Here is a 13,311-nt window from a genome sequence, read left to right as displayed (position 1 = left end):
CTCAGAGCTGGACGATCTGGCTGCGCTCCGGGCCTACGCCGATGGCGGAGATCCGGGCGCCGCTGAGGGACTCGACCGCGCGGACGTACGTCTGCGCTTCCTTCGGCAGGTCCTCGAACGTGCGGCAGCCGGTGATGTCGTCCGACCAGCCGTCGAACTCTTCGTAGACCGGCATCGCGTGGTGGAAGTCGGTCTGGGTCATCGGCATCTCGTCGTGCCGGACGCCGTTCACGTCGTACGCGACACAGACCGGGATCTTGTCGCGGCCGGTCAGCGTGTCCAGCTTCGTGAGGACGAAGTCGGAGACGCCGTTCACGCGGGCGGCGTACCGGGCGATCACCGAGTCGTACCAGCCGCAGCGCCGCGGGCGGCCGGTCGTCGTACCGAACTCGAAGCCCTGCTGCCGCAGCCACTCGCCGTCCGCATCCAGCAGCTCGGTCGGGAACGGACCCTCACCGACGCGGGTGGTGTACGCCTTCACGACGGCCATCACACGGTCGATCCGGGTCGGCGGGATGCCGGTGCCGGTGCAGGCGCCGGCGGAGATCGCGTTCGAGGAGGTGACGAACGGGTACGTGCCGTGGTCGACGTCGAGCAGCGTGGCCTGACCGGCCTCCATCAGCACGGTCTTCCCGTCGTCGAGCGCCTTGTTCAGCAGCAGGCTCGTGTCGGCGACCATCGGCCTCAGACGGTCGGCGTACCCGAGCAGCTCGTCGAGGACCTCGCGGATCTCGACCGCGCGCCGGTTGTACACCTTCACCAGCAGCTGGTTCTTCTGCTCCAGCGCACCGGTGACCTTCTGCTCGAGGATCTTCTCGTCGTACAGGTCCTGGATCCGGATCCCGATCCGGTTCATCTTGTCGGCGTACGTCGGACCGATGCCACGGCCCGTCGTACCGATCCGGCGGCTGCCGAGAAACCGCTCGGTGACCTTGTCGAGGGTCCGGTTGTACGGCGGGATGATGTGAGCGCTCGCACTGACCAGGAGCCGCGACGTGTCGACCCCCCGGGCCTGCAGCGCGTCGAGCTCCTCGAACAGCACGCTGAGGTCGACCACGACCCCGTTGCCGATCACCGGGGTGACACCCGGTGTGAGGATGCCGCTCGGGAGCAGGTGCAGCGCGTACTTCTCGGACCCGATCACGACCGTGTGGCCGGCGTTGTTACCGCCGTTGAACTTCACCACGTAGTCGATGACCTCGCCCGTGTTGCCGAGCAGATCGGTCGCCTTGCCTTTGCCCTCATCGCCCCATTGGGCGCCGACGAGCACGATTGCGGGCATCTCAGCCCTCCTGTGCTGGAAACGGTGAAGCCCGGAGACGTTCACCGGACATTCATCCGGCAACGCATCCAGGCTCTTGCGACCAAAGCCTACCGGACCGGAGCTCACTCGTTTCGGGCCTGTCCACAACCACCAAGCGATCGTTTCAAGTCCCTGTTTCATCAGGTGACGGGTTGCCAATTTCCGTGATCGCGTGCACACTCTTAGTCAGCGGCCCGCCGAAACTGCCGCAGGGGACGGTTCCGGCGGGCCGCTTCCTCATGTGCTCACTCCGCGCCGGCCGCCAGCCACTCGTTGACCCGCCGCTCAGCCTCCTCGCGGGAGACGTCCTCGACCCGGGTCATGATCGCCCAGCGATGCCCGAACGGGTCGATGACCGTGCCGAACCGGTCGCCGGTCAGGAAGGTCTGCACCTCTTCCACGGACTTCGCGCCCGCCTCGATCGCCTTCGCGTACGTCGCGTCCACGTCCGGCACGTAGTGCACCAGCGACGAGTGCACCCAGTCGCCGGCCGGCGCGCGCAACCCGATCTGCGGCATCTCGTCACTCAGCTGCAGCATCGAGTTGCCGAACTTCAGCTCGGCGTGTGCGACCCGTCCGTCCGGCAGGTCCTGCCGGCTGATCACCTCGGCGCCGAACACCGATGTGTAGAACTCGATCGCCTTCGGCCCGTCCGCGACGGCGAGGTACGGCGTCAGCGAGTGATAACTGTCGGGGATGGGGTTTACCGTGTTCGTCGTCATGCCACTCAGTCAATCTGCTGAGCCCCGAACGTTCTTGTAAGAAAGCGACAGCCCGCGTTGACCGAGCCGACCAGCAGCGAGAAGGGGATCCTGCATCCCCGCGAGCAGGCCCGGCATCGCTCGCTGAACCGGCTCGCCGCGGGGCCGGAGGCCGGGCGGTTCGTGGAGTGGTACTGGATCGTCGAGTGGGATCTCGACGAGCCGTACACGGCCGAGGTGCTGCCGTTTCCGGCGGTGAACGTGACGTTCGAGCAGCCGGGCGGCGCCTTCGTGAACGGGGTCTGCACGCGCAAGTTCGAGCGCGAGCTGCTCGGTCGCGGGCGCGCGTTCGGGGTGAAGTTCTGGGCCGGTGGGTTCGGCGCGATCACCGGCCTGGACGTCGGCTCGTTCCGCGACGAGGTGCTGCCGCTGACCGCGGTCTTCCCCGACGGCGACCGGCTCGCGGACCTGGTCTTCGAGGCCGAGTCCGACGTACGGCGGCGTGCTGTGTTCGAGGCGTTCCTGCGCGATCACCTGGCGCCGCCCGATCCGTCGTACAAGCTGGTCCGGGAGATCGTGTCGACGATGGCCGCGGACCGCTCGATGGCCCGCGTCGACGAGGTCACCGAGCGCTTCGGCGTACCGATCCGGACGCTGCAGCGGCTCTTCCGGCGGTACGTCGGCGTGGGTCCGAAGTGGGTGTTGCGGCGCTATCGGCTGCACGACGGCGCGGAGCTGCTCGCCCAGGGCGAAGTCGCCGAGCTCGCGGAACTGTCCGCATCCCTCGGCTACTTCGACCAGGCTCATTTCTCCAAGGAGTTCAAGCAGCAGATCGGGCTGACGCCGGCCGAGTACGCAGCACGCGCCGCGGCCGAACGCCAGATCACCTACCGCTGACCTTCACGGTCACCGCCATCGCTGTTGCCATCAGCGCCGCTCCGAGTGCTACCGCGAACCCGTACTGCGGGCTGTGCCCGTCAACGATCCAGCCGGCGAAGGCCGAGCCCAGCGCCATACCGGCTGCGCCGCCCGAGTTCACCCAGGTGAAGGCCTGGGTCAGGACCGCGGAGTCGACGGCCGACTCGGTCAGCACGGCCGACAGGGTCTGGAACGGTGCGATCGCCAGGCCGGGAAGTGCCAGCGCGAACGCTGCGGTCAGTGGGCTGTCCACCGCCATCAAGGGCAGACAGCTCACGGCCAGCCAGACGAAGGCGATGACGAACTGCGTCTCCGGAGCGATCCGCCAGCGCCGCGCGCCGTACAGGAGGCTGGCGAACAGACTCACCAGGCTGGTGATGCTGTAGAGCGGTCCGGCGAGTCCCGGCGTACCTCGTGAGACTGCGAACGCGGTGACGGAGACCTGCATGCTGCCGAAGAACAGACCGATGCCGACGTTGGTCCCGACCAGGCCGACAAATCGCTTGTGCAGCAAGCGTTTGGGGCTCTCGTGCTGACCGGACCTGCTCGGCGGCGGCGCAGTACCCCGCTGCACTGCCAGCAGGAAGCCGCCGGACAGCAGGAGACTGGTCGCGAGGACCGAACCGATGGCCGGGCTGCTGGACGAGCTCACGATGCCGACCAGTCCAGGGCCGACCATGAAGGCGACGCCGACGCTGAACGCCTCCAGTGCAAACGCTGTGGACAGGAGGGGCGTGTCCCGGAGTGCGTACGACCAACGCGCCCCAGTCTGCGCGCTCAGCTGCGGTAACGATCCACCTGCGAGGACACCGGCCACGACGAGTGCCCACAGAGAGGCGTGCGAGACCGTGAGACCGATGAGCAGCGCCATCGTCATCGCATGCGCCAGCAACGTGACGGGCAGCATCCGGGTCTGACCGAAACGGTCGATCAGCCGGGCGACCTGCGGCCCGGCGACCGCCTCGGCGACGGCGAAACCCCCTGTGACACTGCCTGCCGCGGCGTACGAGCCGGTCGATCCGTGCACCAGCCAGACGATGCCGAGGCCGGTCATGGCGATCCCGATTCGGGCCGGGGCCGCCGCTAGGTAGAACTTCCACGCGCCAGGAGTACGCAGTACCGCTGCGTAGGTGTTGGTGGGCGCGTCGATCCGTCCGGTGAGAGCCGGCACGGTGAGACCTTCCGCTGCCCGATGGGGCGGGGGACCCGACCGTGGGCGTCCTGCTTCGCCGGCCTGTCCGTCCGCCTAGAACCGTCCATGTTCGGCAGACAACGGGGACGCTCGCCACCTACCGGCACTGTCAACGGGCAGAAACCTTGATGGTTCAGGTTGACCGGAACATCGTACCGTCCTCGAGCACCGGCACAGAGTCGCTGCCGTCGACCTCAGCCGCGACCCCGACGTCCTCACCGAAGCCGTACTGCGTGAGCTCGCGACCGCCGGCGCACTCGTGCAGCAGCGCAGGCAGCTCGTCCGCGACCGCGTCGTACGCCGCCACCGCCGCTCGTGCTTCCGGGGAGAGGTCGTCGCGCTGGAGCGCACTCAGGAACCCGCCGGCTCCCCAGAGATCCTCGACCGCGGGCCGGAGCGACCCGTCCTTCCACCGCTCCCCTGCCGCGATCGCAACCACCCTGCGGCCGGCACCGTGCTCCTTGACCCAGTCCGCGGCAGCCCGCCGATTCTGCAACGACACCGCGAGCACCGTCGCGCCGCTGTCACTGAGCAGCTTCGCGATCGTCGATCCGTTCGGCGACGGCAGCACGAGCTTGGTGATTCCGGTCACTCGTCTGATGGACAGCGGCGACAGGCTGACGTCACCAGGGCCTGCCTCGGAACGGCCGACGGCCAGTTGCGCGCCGTACTTCTCGGCGTACGCGACTGCCGTCTCGTCTCGCCATCGGTACGGGTAGACGTCCATCCCGAGGTCGGCCGCGACGGTCACCGCCGTCGTGAACGAGAGCACGTCGACGACTGCGACGATGTCACCGGCAACGACCCCGGCGCCGACCGGCCCCCACTCGAACCCGACATCGAATCCGTCCTGCGCGTAAGGGCTGGTCACCCGGCAGATCATTCCGCCGGGCACCCAACCCCACAAGCAGGTTTCAGCTCAGAGCGTCGGCAGCAGCCGGCGACGAGTCCCGCAGGAACGTGGCGCAGCGCTCGGCCTCATCCTTCTCCTCGATGAGCGCGGCGGCCTTGCCCAGCGCCGCGAGCGCACGCAGGAACCCACGGTTCGGCTCGTGCTCCCACGGCACCGGCCCGTGCCCCTTCCAGCCGTTCCGACGGAGCAGGTCCAGGGCCCGGTGGTAGCCGGTGCGCGCGTAGGCGTACCCCTCGACCGTGCGCCCGTCCGCGAGTGCCGCTTCGGCGAGCACCGCCCAGGCCAGGGACGACGTCGGGTACTTGGCCGCGACGTCCGCCGGAGCGGCCCCGTCGGCGAGTTCCGCCGCGGCCGGGTCGACCGGTAGTAGTGTCTCGGGTGGACCGGACAGCAGATTGTTCAATTCCATAAGCACATCTTCGCCGATCACGCAGCCGAACCGGCACGTGACCGTCTGGCGAAATCCGTTGACCGTTCACCCAACGGCCACGGATGCTTGAGACCCTGCATCAACCGCCGTGGTTCCCAGCTACGGCCGGAAGGAGGCACCGGATGAGCGTCATAGTCCTGAACGCGTCGTACGAACCGCTGCACACCGTCTCGATCCAGCACGCCATCCGGATGCTGGTGCGGGAGGTCGCAGTGGTGGAAGAGTCGCACGGAGAGCGAACTATCGGCCCGTTCCCGGTCCCTCGAGTCCTCCGCCTGGTCCGGTACGTCGTGACGCACTGGCGCTACGCGGCCGGCCGGATGAAGTACAGCAAGCACGGCGTCCTGCGACGGGACAGGTTCCGGTGCGCGTACTGCGGTCTGGAGAACGCCGACACCATGGACCACGTCCAACCCAGATCCAGGGGCGGCCGCACCGAGTGGCTGAACGCCGTGGCCGCCCATGCCTCCTGCAACGAGCGGAAAGGCAACCGCACCCCGTCCGAGGCCAACATGCCCCTCCTCTGGCAACCCTGGGTACCAACCCGCGCAGAGCTCGTCATAGACACATGACGGGCATTTTTTATGCCCAAACTGCGCTCCGGGCGCACCCTGGAGATCACTGCCGTCGCTGACCGTCCGGACCTCGCCCATGCGGATATCGACGTGGGCGACTGGCCGGCCTTCATGCGCCACAACCGCGTCTCCGAGGCGTACTTCGCCCAAACCGCCGAGACCTTTGCCACGACCTGCCTGATCGCCACGTCCGAAGGCAGACCCGTTGGCGACGCTCACGCGGTCCAACTCTCCGGCGGCAACTTCCCCTCGGGAGGCTGGGAACAGTCGGTCGTCCGTGCCTTCACCGACGCCCGCCGCGGCGTCCAGCCCGACACCGCCTGTGCCCTGAACATCAGCGTCGCCCGAGACTTCCAGGGCGAGGGCGTCGCCGCCCTCCTGCTCGCCGCGCTCCGCGACGCAGCCGCAGACCTTGGCCTCAGCGCCCTCGATGCCCCCGTACGCCCGACGCACAAGCACCTCGAACCGTTGGTCGCGATGGACGACTACGCCTCCCGCACCCGCCCCGACGGTCTCCCCTTCGATCCTTGGCTGCGCACCCACGTTCGCGGCGGCGGACGGATCGTCTCCGTCGCACCGGCGTCGTGGGTGATCGCGGGATCCCTTGCAGAATGGCGCTCCTGGACCGGACTCCCGTTCGATCGCAGCGGGCCTGTCGAGGTCCCGGGCGCGCTCGTTCCGGTGGAGTGTGACGTCGTCGCCGATCGCGCGGTCTATGTCGAACCGAACGTCTGGGTGCGGCACGAGTTCTCCACAGATTGAAAATCGTCGGTCCGGACGGGGTCGGATCACGGCAAATTCTTGGGCATGAACCCTCAACTCGCCGTGATGGCGTCGATCCGGGGTGGCGTGTTCACCCGGGCCGACGCCCGTGCCTCCGGTTACCCCGACGCCGATATCGACTCCCTGCTGCACGCCGGCTCCTGGCGACGGATCCGGCGCGGGACGTATGCCGCTCACCGTTCACTCATGCTCGTCACCGACGAGGTCCTCTACCTGCGCCGGATCTACGACGTCCTGCGCGCCGGCGGACCCGGTGTGTTCGCCAGCCATCAGTCGGCCGCGGCCCTGCATGCCCTGCCCGTCTGGGGTCTCGACCTGACCCGCGTCCACGTGACCGCTGCGGACGGTCGCTCCGGCCGGCTCCGCGGCGTCCACCGCCACATCCGTGATCCAGTGGGGCCCGGCCTCCAACTGTGGAACAGACTGCGCATGACCTCGCCCGCCCGGGCGATCGCCGAGGTGGCCGCGACCTCGCCACCCGCGCCCGCAGTCGTGCTCGCCGACGCCGCGATGTACGCCGGACTCGTCAACCGGCGCACGTTGAACCATGCAGTCACGCTGCTGGACCACGGCACCAAGCGAGCCTCCAGGGTCCTCGACCAACTCACCGGATCGGCCTCGATCGCCGAGTCCCGCCTGCGCTTCATCCTCGCCGACGCCGGCCTGCCCGCCCCCAGCCCGTCACCACCACCGGGCACCGAACCAGCTGATCCCGACGTCTCCGCAGCCGAAGGACTGTGGTTCCCCGACGAGCGCACCGTCGTCGAGTTCGAACCCCGTTTCCCCTTCTGGTGCGAGGAATTCGAGCCGTCCACCGAGGAGCCGTTCCCCGAACCGACCGCTGCCGACCCCGACGGCCCGCAGCCCGTCGAGCACTGCTGGATCTCCTGGACCGACCTAGCCGACCCCCCGACCGTGGCCGACCGCATCCGAACCACGTTCACCCGAGCCGCCCGCCGCACCGGAATCCGCCACTTCGACCTAGCCCGAATCTGACAGAAGGACCCACCGCCAGTGGCGGTGAGTCCTTCGCAGACCCCCTACAGGAGGACCAGATGATGTCAGGCGTTCAGGGATGTGCCCGTCGAGCGGAGGTCTTCGCAGGCTTCTGCGACGCGCTTCGCCATACCTTCCTCGGCTGCCTTGCCCCAGGCGCGCGGGTCGTAGGCCTTCTTGTTGCCGACCTCGCCGTCGACCTTCAGTACGCCGTCGTAGTTGGCGAACATGTGGCCCGCCGCCGGCCGGGTGAACGCGTACTGCGTGTCGGTGTCGACGTTCATCTTGATGACGCCGTTGTCGACCGCCGCCCGGATCTCCTCGAGCGTCGAGCCGGACCCGCCGTGGAACACCAGGTCGAACGGGCGCTCCTTGCCGACCTTGGCGCCGACCGCGTCCTGGATCTCCGCCAGGATCTCCGGCCGCAGCTTGACCGCGCCCGGCTTGTAGACGCCGTGCACGTTGCCGAAGGTCAGCGCGGTCAGATAGCGGCCGTTCTCGCCGGTGCCGAGCGCCTCGACCGTGGCCAGGCCGTCCTCGACGGTGGTGTACAGCTTCTCGTTGATCTCGTTGGCGACACCGTCCTCCTCGCCGCCGACGACACCGACCTCGATCTCCAGGACGATCCTCGCCGCGGCCGTCTTGGCCAGCAGCTCCTTGGCGATCTCCAGGTTCTCGGTCAGCGGCACCGCCGAGCCGTCCCACATGTGCGACTGGAACAGCGGGTTCTCGCCGCGGGCGACGCGCTCGGCGGAGATCTCCAGCAGCGGCCGGACGAAGCCCTCGAGCTTGTCCTTCGGGCAGTGGTCGGTGTGCAGCGCGATGTTCACCGGGTAGTTCTTGGCGACCTCGTGCGCGTAGGCGGCCAGCGCGACCGAGCCGCTGACCATGTTCTTCACGGTGGAACCGGACAGGTAGTCGGCGCCGCCGGTGGAGACCTGGACGATGCCGTCCGAGCCCGCCTCGGCGAAACCGCGGATCGCGGCGATCAGCGTCTGCGAGGAGCTGACGTTGATGGCCGGGTAGGCGAAGCGGTTCTGCTTCGCCTTGTCCAGCATCTCGGCGTAGACCTCAGGGGTTGCAATAGGCATGTCTCGCGGTACTCCTCACAACACAGTTCTTGTGGGTTCGGCTCCAGTATTGCTGCCGGGTACTTCGTCGGATCCGGCGGCCCACCTGCCGAACCGGCCCGGTGGCCGGGGAGCGATCGGCAGGGATGCAGACCAGTTGATGAACAGGACAGGTCCAGTTCGTTGCGGGCCGATGACGACCGCGCGTCGGGCTCAGGCCGACCCGGTGCGCGGGCCGCGCGGGGTCAGGGCCATGTGCAGCCGGTAGCGGTCGGCGCGGTAGGCCGACCAGGACAATTCGACGACCTTGCGGCCGGCGAAGGTGGTGCGCTCGAGGACCAGCAGGGGTGCCCGCCGGGCCACGCCGAGCACCCGGGCGACATGACCGTCGGCGTTGTCCGCCCGGACGGTCTGCTCACCGGAGGTGACGACAACGTCGTACTCACTGGCAAAGACGTCGTAGAGAGTGCCGAGCTCGCGGCCGAGCAGGCCGGGGAAGAGCGCGGACGGGTAGTAGCCGACCTCGTAGGCCATCGGCGACGCGTCGGCCGTGCGGAGCCGCTCGACCCGGATCACCTTGGTGCCCTTCGGGACCCGCAGGCCCTTCGCGGTCTCGTCGGAGGCCTCGATCTCGCTGGCCGACAGCACCACGGTGCCGGGCTCGAGGCCACGGGCCCGCATCTCCCGGGAGAACGACGTGAGGTGCAGCTGCGAGTCGACCTGCGGACCGGTGACGAAGGTCCCCTTGCCGTGCACCCGTTCCAGGGCGCCGGACTCGACCAGGTCGCTGATCGCCTGCCGGACGGTCACCCGGGAGACGTTCAGCTTGTCCACCAGGGCCCGTTCGGAGGGGATCGGGTCCCCGGGATGAAGGTCGACATCGATCAGCCGTTCCAGCACCGATCGGACCTGGGCCCGCTTCGTCGCCACCATGGAATCTCGATCCTCCAGACCTGGGCGGGTCTCGGGGGTGCCCCGGGACGCCGCTCACTGCTATCGTGCGCAGCATACCTGTTAAGACCAGATAGGACCAGTGATCGTAGTGGTGTCTGTCCCCGCCTCGGAAACCCAGATGGCGCGCGAGATCGCCGAGCAGCCGGCCGCGCTCGCGGCGACGTTCGAGCATGTGCTGCCGCTGCGGCACGACATCACCCGCCTGGCCGCCGGGCGCCGGAACGTGATCTTCGTGGCGCGCGGATCGTCCGACAACGCCGGGGTCTACGGCCGCTATCTGACCGAGATCCACGCCGGCCGGCAGGCCTCCCTGGCCGCTCCTTCGGTCGCCACGCTGTACGGCGCGAACCTGGACCTCTCGAACTCGCTGGTGGTTGCGGTCAGCCAGTCGGGCGCGACCCAGGAGATCGTCGACACGGCCGAGTGGGCGAAGCGGAACGGCGCGGCGATCGTCGGCATCACGAACGACGGCAACAGCCCGCTGGCCTCGACGGCCGACGTCGCCCTGATCACGCAGGCGGGCCAGGAGCTCGCCGTACCGGCCACGAAGACGTACACGACGCAGCTGGCCGCGATCACGGTCGCCGTAGACGCGCTCGCGCCGCGGCCGGGGACGCTCGACGCCGATATCGCGCGGGTTCCGGACGCCGCGACCAAGATGTTGTCCGGCTCGGTCGACGCGGCCGCGGACCTGCTGGCGGCGGCGCACGACGTGCTGGCGAGCGGTCGCGGGTTGACGTTCGGCACGACGCTCGAGGTCGCGCTGAAACTCGAGGAGACCTGCCTGCAGCCGGTCCGCGGACTCTCGTACGCCGACCTGAAGCACGGCCCGATCGCCGTCGTCGACTCCGACCTGGTGACGATCCTGGTCGCGGCGGGCGAAGGTCCCGCGCTGCCCGGCATGATCGAGCTGGCCGGCATCGTCCGCGAGAAGGGCAGCAAGATCCTCGGCATCGGCGGCGACCCGACCTTCGCCTCCCGCTGCGACGTGAACCTGGCCGGCCCCGACCTCCCTGAAACCCTGGCGCCGCTCGCGCTGGTCATCCCGGCGCAGCGCGCGATCGAGCTCCTGGCCCGCAAACTCGGCCTCGACCCCGACGCCCCCCGAGGCCTCCGCAAGGTCACCCAAACCGACTGAACAAAGTGCTCACTCGGTGAGCACTTTGGCTGGAATCGTGGTGGTCGTCAACCGGGGCAACACCTGAGAGAGGACCACCACGATGTTGCGAGGGCTTGCGACTGTCAGCTTCTACGCAGGCGACGTGAAGGCGGCGCGGCGCTGGTACGAGGAGCTGCTGGGGATCGAGGCGTACTACGCGGTGCCGTCCGCGGAGGAGCCGGCGTACGTCGAGTTTCGGTTCGGGGACTTCCAGTGCGAGCTGGGGATCATCGACGCCAAGTACGCGACGCATCAGGTCGGGCCGGTGGCGGCCGGGGCGATCGTCAACTGGCACGTCGACGACCTGCAAGGCACGCTCGCGCGGCTGCTCGAGCTCGGGGCGACGCTCAACGAAGGAATCGTTGAGCGAGGCAACAACACGGGCTTCCGCACCGCGTCGGTCGTCGACCCGTTCGGCAACCTCATCGGCATCATGAACAACCCGCACTACCTGCAGATTCTCGAAGAACTGAAGGCCTGAGGGCGCGGGACGTTCAGAAGTCGATCCGCATCACCGCGCGGCGTTTGCCCGGCCGGCTCACCTCGACGAACCCGGCGTCGGCGAACATGCCGAGAGTGCCGACCGATCCGCCTTCGACGAAGTCGGGGTAGCCCTCCACAGCGCGAGCGCCGCGTTCACGGGCGAAGTCGGCGGCGGCGCGGGCGAGTGCGTGACCGACACCGCGACGCCGGTAGCCGACGCGGGTGACGAAGCAGGTCACGGCCCAAACGGTCGTGTCGGCCTTGTCCTCGTTGCGGTCCTGCCAAGGGATCCGGTAGTCGCGGAGGAGCCTCGGGTGGTCGGCGCGCGACGCGACGGCGCACCAGCCGACGGGTTCGCCGTCGAGGTACGCGACCAGGCCGCTCGTGGTCTTGGCCTTCGGGTTTCCGCAGGCGGTCTGGTCACGGAGCCGGGCGGCGAGTTCTTCGGGGCCTTCCGAGGCCCAGGATTCCTTGGGCAGCATCCGGAACCGCTGGCATGAGCAGCGCGCGGTGTCTCCCCTGGTACCGAAGATCGCCTCGAGGTCCTCGGCGGTCGCCTGGTTCGCGGGGACGATCGTGAGCTGTTCCGGGGCAATTGGTTCGCGGGAGCCCGGGGGGCGCGGAACGGGCGTCCGCGGGGGCGCGGGCCGCGTCTCGCGGCGGGGCAGCGCGTCCAGCATGAGCCGGACGTCGACCGTGTCGCCTGGGTCCAGTCCGTGCGGCTTGCGTACTGCGTCCTTCAGCGGGAGCAGGTAGCTGCCGTCCTTCGGCCACAGCGACGTCTTCCACTCGATGCTGCCGATCCGGGCGCGAATCGGCAGCATTCCCCAGCCGTAACTGGCGGCCGAGGCCACGGCCCGCAGCGCGTCGCCCTCCTCGTCCGGCACAGGGACGAAGTAGTACGGCGCCGGACCGCGCCATTCGATGACCTCGCCGCTGAAGGACTGCTCCATGGGTCAGATGCTAGGCCCGGTTCCGGACAGACCACTTCCGGATTCAGCGCCGACTTCTAGGACGTCAGAAGCTGCCGCGGTGGGTGAGGGCGGTGGTGATCTGGGTCGCCGCCCGGTGAAGGTGCGGCAGGAACTCCTCACAGAGGGACGTCGGCGTTGAGCGGGAGGCGTGAGCCGAGACGTTCAGCGCGGCGATGACGCGCCCGCGGGAGTTGTGGATCGGAGCGGCGATGGAGCGGAGACCGAGTTCGAGTTCCTGGTCGACGAGGGCGTAACCGTCGGCGCGCGCCTGGGCGATGCTGGCGCGGAGGTCATCCGGGGCCGTGATCGTGCGATCGGTGAGCGGTTCGGCCTGCAGGTTTTCGAGGTAGGCCATGAGGTCTTCGTCGGGCAGAGCGGAGAGGAGGACACGACCCATCGAGGTCGGGTACGCCGGCAGCCGGGCACCGACCCCGAGGGCGACGGTCATGATCCGGCTGGTCGGCACGCGGGCGACGTACACGATGTCCGGGAGGTCCAGGGTTGCGATCGAGCAGGACTCGCGGGTCTTGGCGCTCAGCTCCTCCATGAACGGGCCGGCGAGTTCGCCGAGGTCCAGGGACGAGAGGTAGGCCCAGCCGAGGGCGAGGACGCGTGGGGTGAGGGAGAAACGGCGGTTGTCGCTGCGTACGTAGCCGAGTTCCTCCAGCGTCAGCAGGATCCGCCGCGCGGTCGCGGGTGTGATGCCGACCGCGCGCGCCACCTCGCTGAGGGTCAGCGAGGGCGCTTGGGTGGAGAACGCGCGGATCACCGCGAGGCCGCGCTCCAGACCCTGCAGAAACGTTCCTGTAGACGCGTCTCCCGGCATCCGCTAGCCTGCTTTTCGTTGAAAGAAGAACTAT

15 protein-coding genes are annotated in these 13,311 nt (G+C 68.7%); 6 read left to right on the top strand and 9 right to left on the bottom strand.

Annotation, left to right across the window (positions count from 1 at the left end):
- Position 1 precedes the first annotated feature (1 nt).
- Both ACWF0M_RS27050 and ACWF0M_RS27045 read right to left on the bottom strand, forming a co-directional pair.
- On the bottom strand, positions 2–1,282 hold the full coding sequence (locus ACWF0M_RS27050; RefSeq protein WP_452238516.1) for an adenylosuccinate synthase: 1,281 nt from the start codon (positions 1,280–1,282) through the stop codon (positions 2–4).
- Positions 1,283–1,548: 266 nt separating this feature from the next.
- Complete coding sequence (locus tag ACWF0M_RS27045) at positions 1,549–2,025, bottom strand: VOC family protein (protein WP_452238515.1); 477 nt, start codon at positions 2,023–2,025, stop codon at positions 1,549–1,551.
- A gap of 57 nt (positions 2,026–2,082) precedes the next feature.
- On the opposite strand from ACWF0M_RS27045, the gene ACWF0M_RS27040 reads away from it, so the two are divergent.
- Entirely contained in the window at positions 2,083–2,901 is an 819-nt protein-coding gene (locus ACWF0M_RS27040; RefSeq protein WP_452238514.1) for a helix-turn-helix domain-containing protein, read from the top strand.
- Here the strand turns inward: ACWF0M_RS27040 and ACWF0M_RS27035 are convergent.
- From ACWF0M_RS27035 to ACWF0M_RS27025, 3 genes are all read right to left on the bottom strand, one after another.
- Positions 2,888–4,093, bottom strand: coding sequence for an MFS transporter (locus tag ACWF0M_RS27035; RefSeq protein WP_452238513.1), 1,206 nt, complete (start codon positions 4,091–4,093; stop codon positions 2,888–2,890). The two genes, ACWF0M_RS27040 and ACWF0M_RS27035, sit on opposite strands and share 14 nt — an antisense overlap.
- A 154-nt stretch (positions 4,094–4,247) precedes the next feature.
- A complete protein-coding gene (locus tag ACWF0M_RS27030) occupies positions 4,248–4,985 on the bottom strand; it encodes a 2-phosphosulfolactate phosphatase (protein WP_452238512.1) in 738 nt (245 codons plus the stop codon).
- A 43-nt stretch (positions 4,986–5,028) separates the two neighbouring features.
- Positions 5,029–5,436 carry a DUF3151 domain-containing protein gene (locus ACWF0M_RS27025; RefSeq protein WP_452238511.1) on the bottom strand — a complete coding sequence of 136 codons (408 nt, stop codon included), beginning with the start codon at positions 5,434–5,436 and terminating at the stop codon, positions 5,029–5,031.
- Between the two features lie 143 nt (positions 5,437–5,579).
- Between ACWF0M_RS27025 and ACWF0M_RS27020 the strand changes: the two genes are divergently transcribed.
- From ACWF0M_RS27020 to ACWF0M_RS27010, 3 genes are read left to right on the top strand one after another with little or no spacing between them, the layout of a single operon-like run.
- The gene (locus ACWF0M_RS27020) at positions 5,580–6,029 is read left to right on the top strand and encodes an HNH endonuclease (RefSeq protein WP_452238510.1); all 450 of its coding nucleotides are present in this window, start codon (positions 5,580–5,582) and stop codon (positions 6,027–6,029) included.
- 12 nt (positions 6,030–6,041) lie between these two features.
- Positions 6,042–6,794, top strand: coding sequence for a GNAT family N-acetyltransferase (locus ACWF0M_RS27015; RefSeq protein WP_452238509.1), 753 nt, complete (start codon positions 6,042–6,044; stop codon positions 6,792–6,794).
- A 45-nt stretch (positions 6,795–6,839) separates the two neighbouring features.
- Positions 6,840–7,811: a type IV toxin-antitoxin system AbiEi family antitoxin domain-containing protein gene (locus tag ACWF0M_RS27010; protein WP_452238508.1), complete on the top strand. Its 972-nt coding sequence runs from the start codon at positions 6,840–6,842 to the stop codon at positions 7,809–7,811.
- Positions 7,812–7,876: 65 nt separating this feature from the next.
- Here ACWF0M_RS27010 and fbaA read toward each other — a convergent pair whose 3' ends face one another.
- Both fbaA and ACWF0M_RS27000 read right to left on the bottom strand, forming a co-directional pair.
- The gene (fbaA, locus tag ACWF0M_RS27005; protein WP_452238507.1) at positions 7,877–8,902 is read right to left on the bottom strand and encodes a class II fructose-bisphosphate aldolase; all 1,026 of its coding nucleotides are present in this window, start codon (positions 8,900–8,902) and stop codon (positions 7,877–7,879) included.
- 192 nt (positions 8,903–9,094) lie between these two features.
- Positions 9,095–9,814, bottom strand: coding sequence for a GntR family transcriptional regulator (locus ACWF0M_RS27000; protein WP_452238506.1), 720 nt, complete (start codon positions 9,812–9,814; stop codon positions 9,095–9,097).
- Positions 9,815–9,953: 139 nt separating this feature from the next.
- Here ACWF0M_RS27000 and ACWF0M_RS26995 point away from each other — a divergent pair, with 139 nt between their 5' ends.
- Together ACWF0M_RS26995 and ACWF0M_RS26990 are read left to right on the top strand one after the other, a co-directional pair.
- A complete protein-coding gene (locus ACWF0M_RS26995) occupies positions 9,954–10,973 on the top strand; it encodes an SIS domain-containing protein (RefSeq protein WP_452238505.1) in 1,020 nt (339 codons plus the stop codon).
- Between the two features lie 82 nt (positions 10,974–11,055).
- A complete protein-coding gene (locus ACWF0M_RS26990; protein WP_452238504.1) occupies positions 11,056–11,475 on the top strand; it encodes a VOC family protein in 420 nt (139 codons plus the stop codon).
- 13 nt (positions 11,476–11,488) lie between these two features.
- On the opposite strand, the gene ACWF0M_RS26985 is transcribed toward ACWF0M_RS26990, so the two are convergent.
- Positions 11,489–12,430, bottom strand: coding sequence for a GNAT family N-acetyltransferase (locus ACWF0M_RS26985; RefSeq protein WP_452238503.1), 942 nt, complete (start codon positions 12,428–12,430; stop codon positions 11,489–11,491).
- Positions 12,431–12,494: 64 nt separating this feature from the next.
- Positions 12,495–13,277: an IclR family transcriptional regulator domain-containing protein gene (locus tag ACWF0M_RS26980; protein ID WP_452238502.1), complete on the bottom strand. Its 783-nt coding sequence runs from the start codon at positions 13,275–13,277 to the stop codon at positions 12,495–12,497.
- Positions 13,278–13,311 lie beyond the last annotated feature (34 nt).

Source organism: Kribbella sp. NPDC055110 (assembly GCF_053607525.1).
The sequence above is the reverse complement of the archived record's forward strand: the minus strand, read 5'-3'. Positions and strand labels throughout refer to the sequence as shown.

Bases quoted from the DNA above. Each gene is read 5' to 3' on its own strand.
- ACWF0M_RS26985 (WP_452238503.1), bottom strand. From the start codon at position 12,430: ATGGAGCAGTCCTTCAGCGGCGAGGTCATCGAATGGCGCGGTCCGGCG.
- fbaA (WP_452238507.1), bottom strand. From the start codon at position 8,902: ATGCCTATTGCAACCCCTGAGGTCTACGCCGAGATGCTGGACAAGGCG.
- ACWF0M_RS27045 (WP_452238515.1), bottom strand. From the start codon at position 2,025: ATGACGACGAACACGGTAAACCCCATCCCCGACAGTTATCACTCGCTG.
- ACWF0M_RS27050 (WP_452238516.1), bottom strand. From the start codon at position 1,282: ATGCCCGCAATCGTGCTCGTCGGCGCCCAATGGGGCGATGAGGGCAAA.
- ACWF0M_RS27000 (WP_452238506.1), bottom strand. From the start codon at position 9,814: ATGGTGGCGACGAAGCGGGCCCAGGTCCGATCGGTGCTGGAACGGCTG.
- ACWF0M_RS27015 (WP_452238509.1), top strand. From the start codon at position 6,042: ATGCCCAAACTGCGCTCCGGGCGCACCCTGGAGATCACTGCCGTCGCT.
- ACWF0M_RS27010 (WP_452238508.1), top strand. From the start codon at position 6,840: ATGAACCCTCAACTCGCCGTGATGGCGTCGATCCGGGGTGGCGTGTTC.
- ACWF0M_RS26990 (WP_452238504.1), top strand. From the start codon at position 11,056: ATGTTGCGAGGGCTTGCGACTGTCAGCTTCTACGCAGGCGACGTGAAG.
- ACWF0M_RS26995 (WP_452238505.1), top strand. From the start codon at position 9,954: ATGGCGCGCGAGATCGCCGAGCAGCCGGCCGCGCTCGCGGCGACGTTC.
- ACWF0M_RS27025 (WP_452238511.1), bottom strand. From the start codon at position 5,436: ATGGAATTGAACAATCTGCTGTCCGGTCCACCCGAGACACTACTACCG.
- ACWF0M_RS26980 (WP_452238502.1), bottom strand. From the start codon at position 13,277: ATGCCGGGAGACGCGTCTACAGGAACGTTTCTGCAGGGTCTGGAGCGC.
- ACWF0M_RS27020 (WP_452238510.1), top strand. From the start codon at position 5,580: ATGAGCGTCATAGTCCTGAACGCGTCGTACGAACCGCTGCACACCGTC.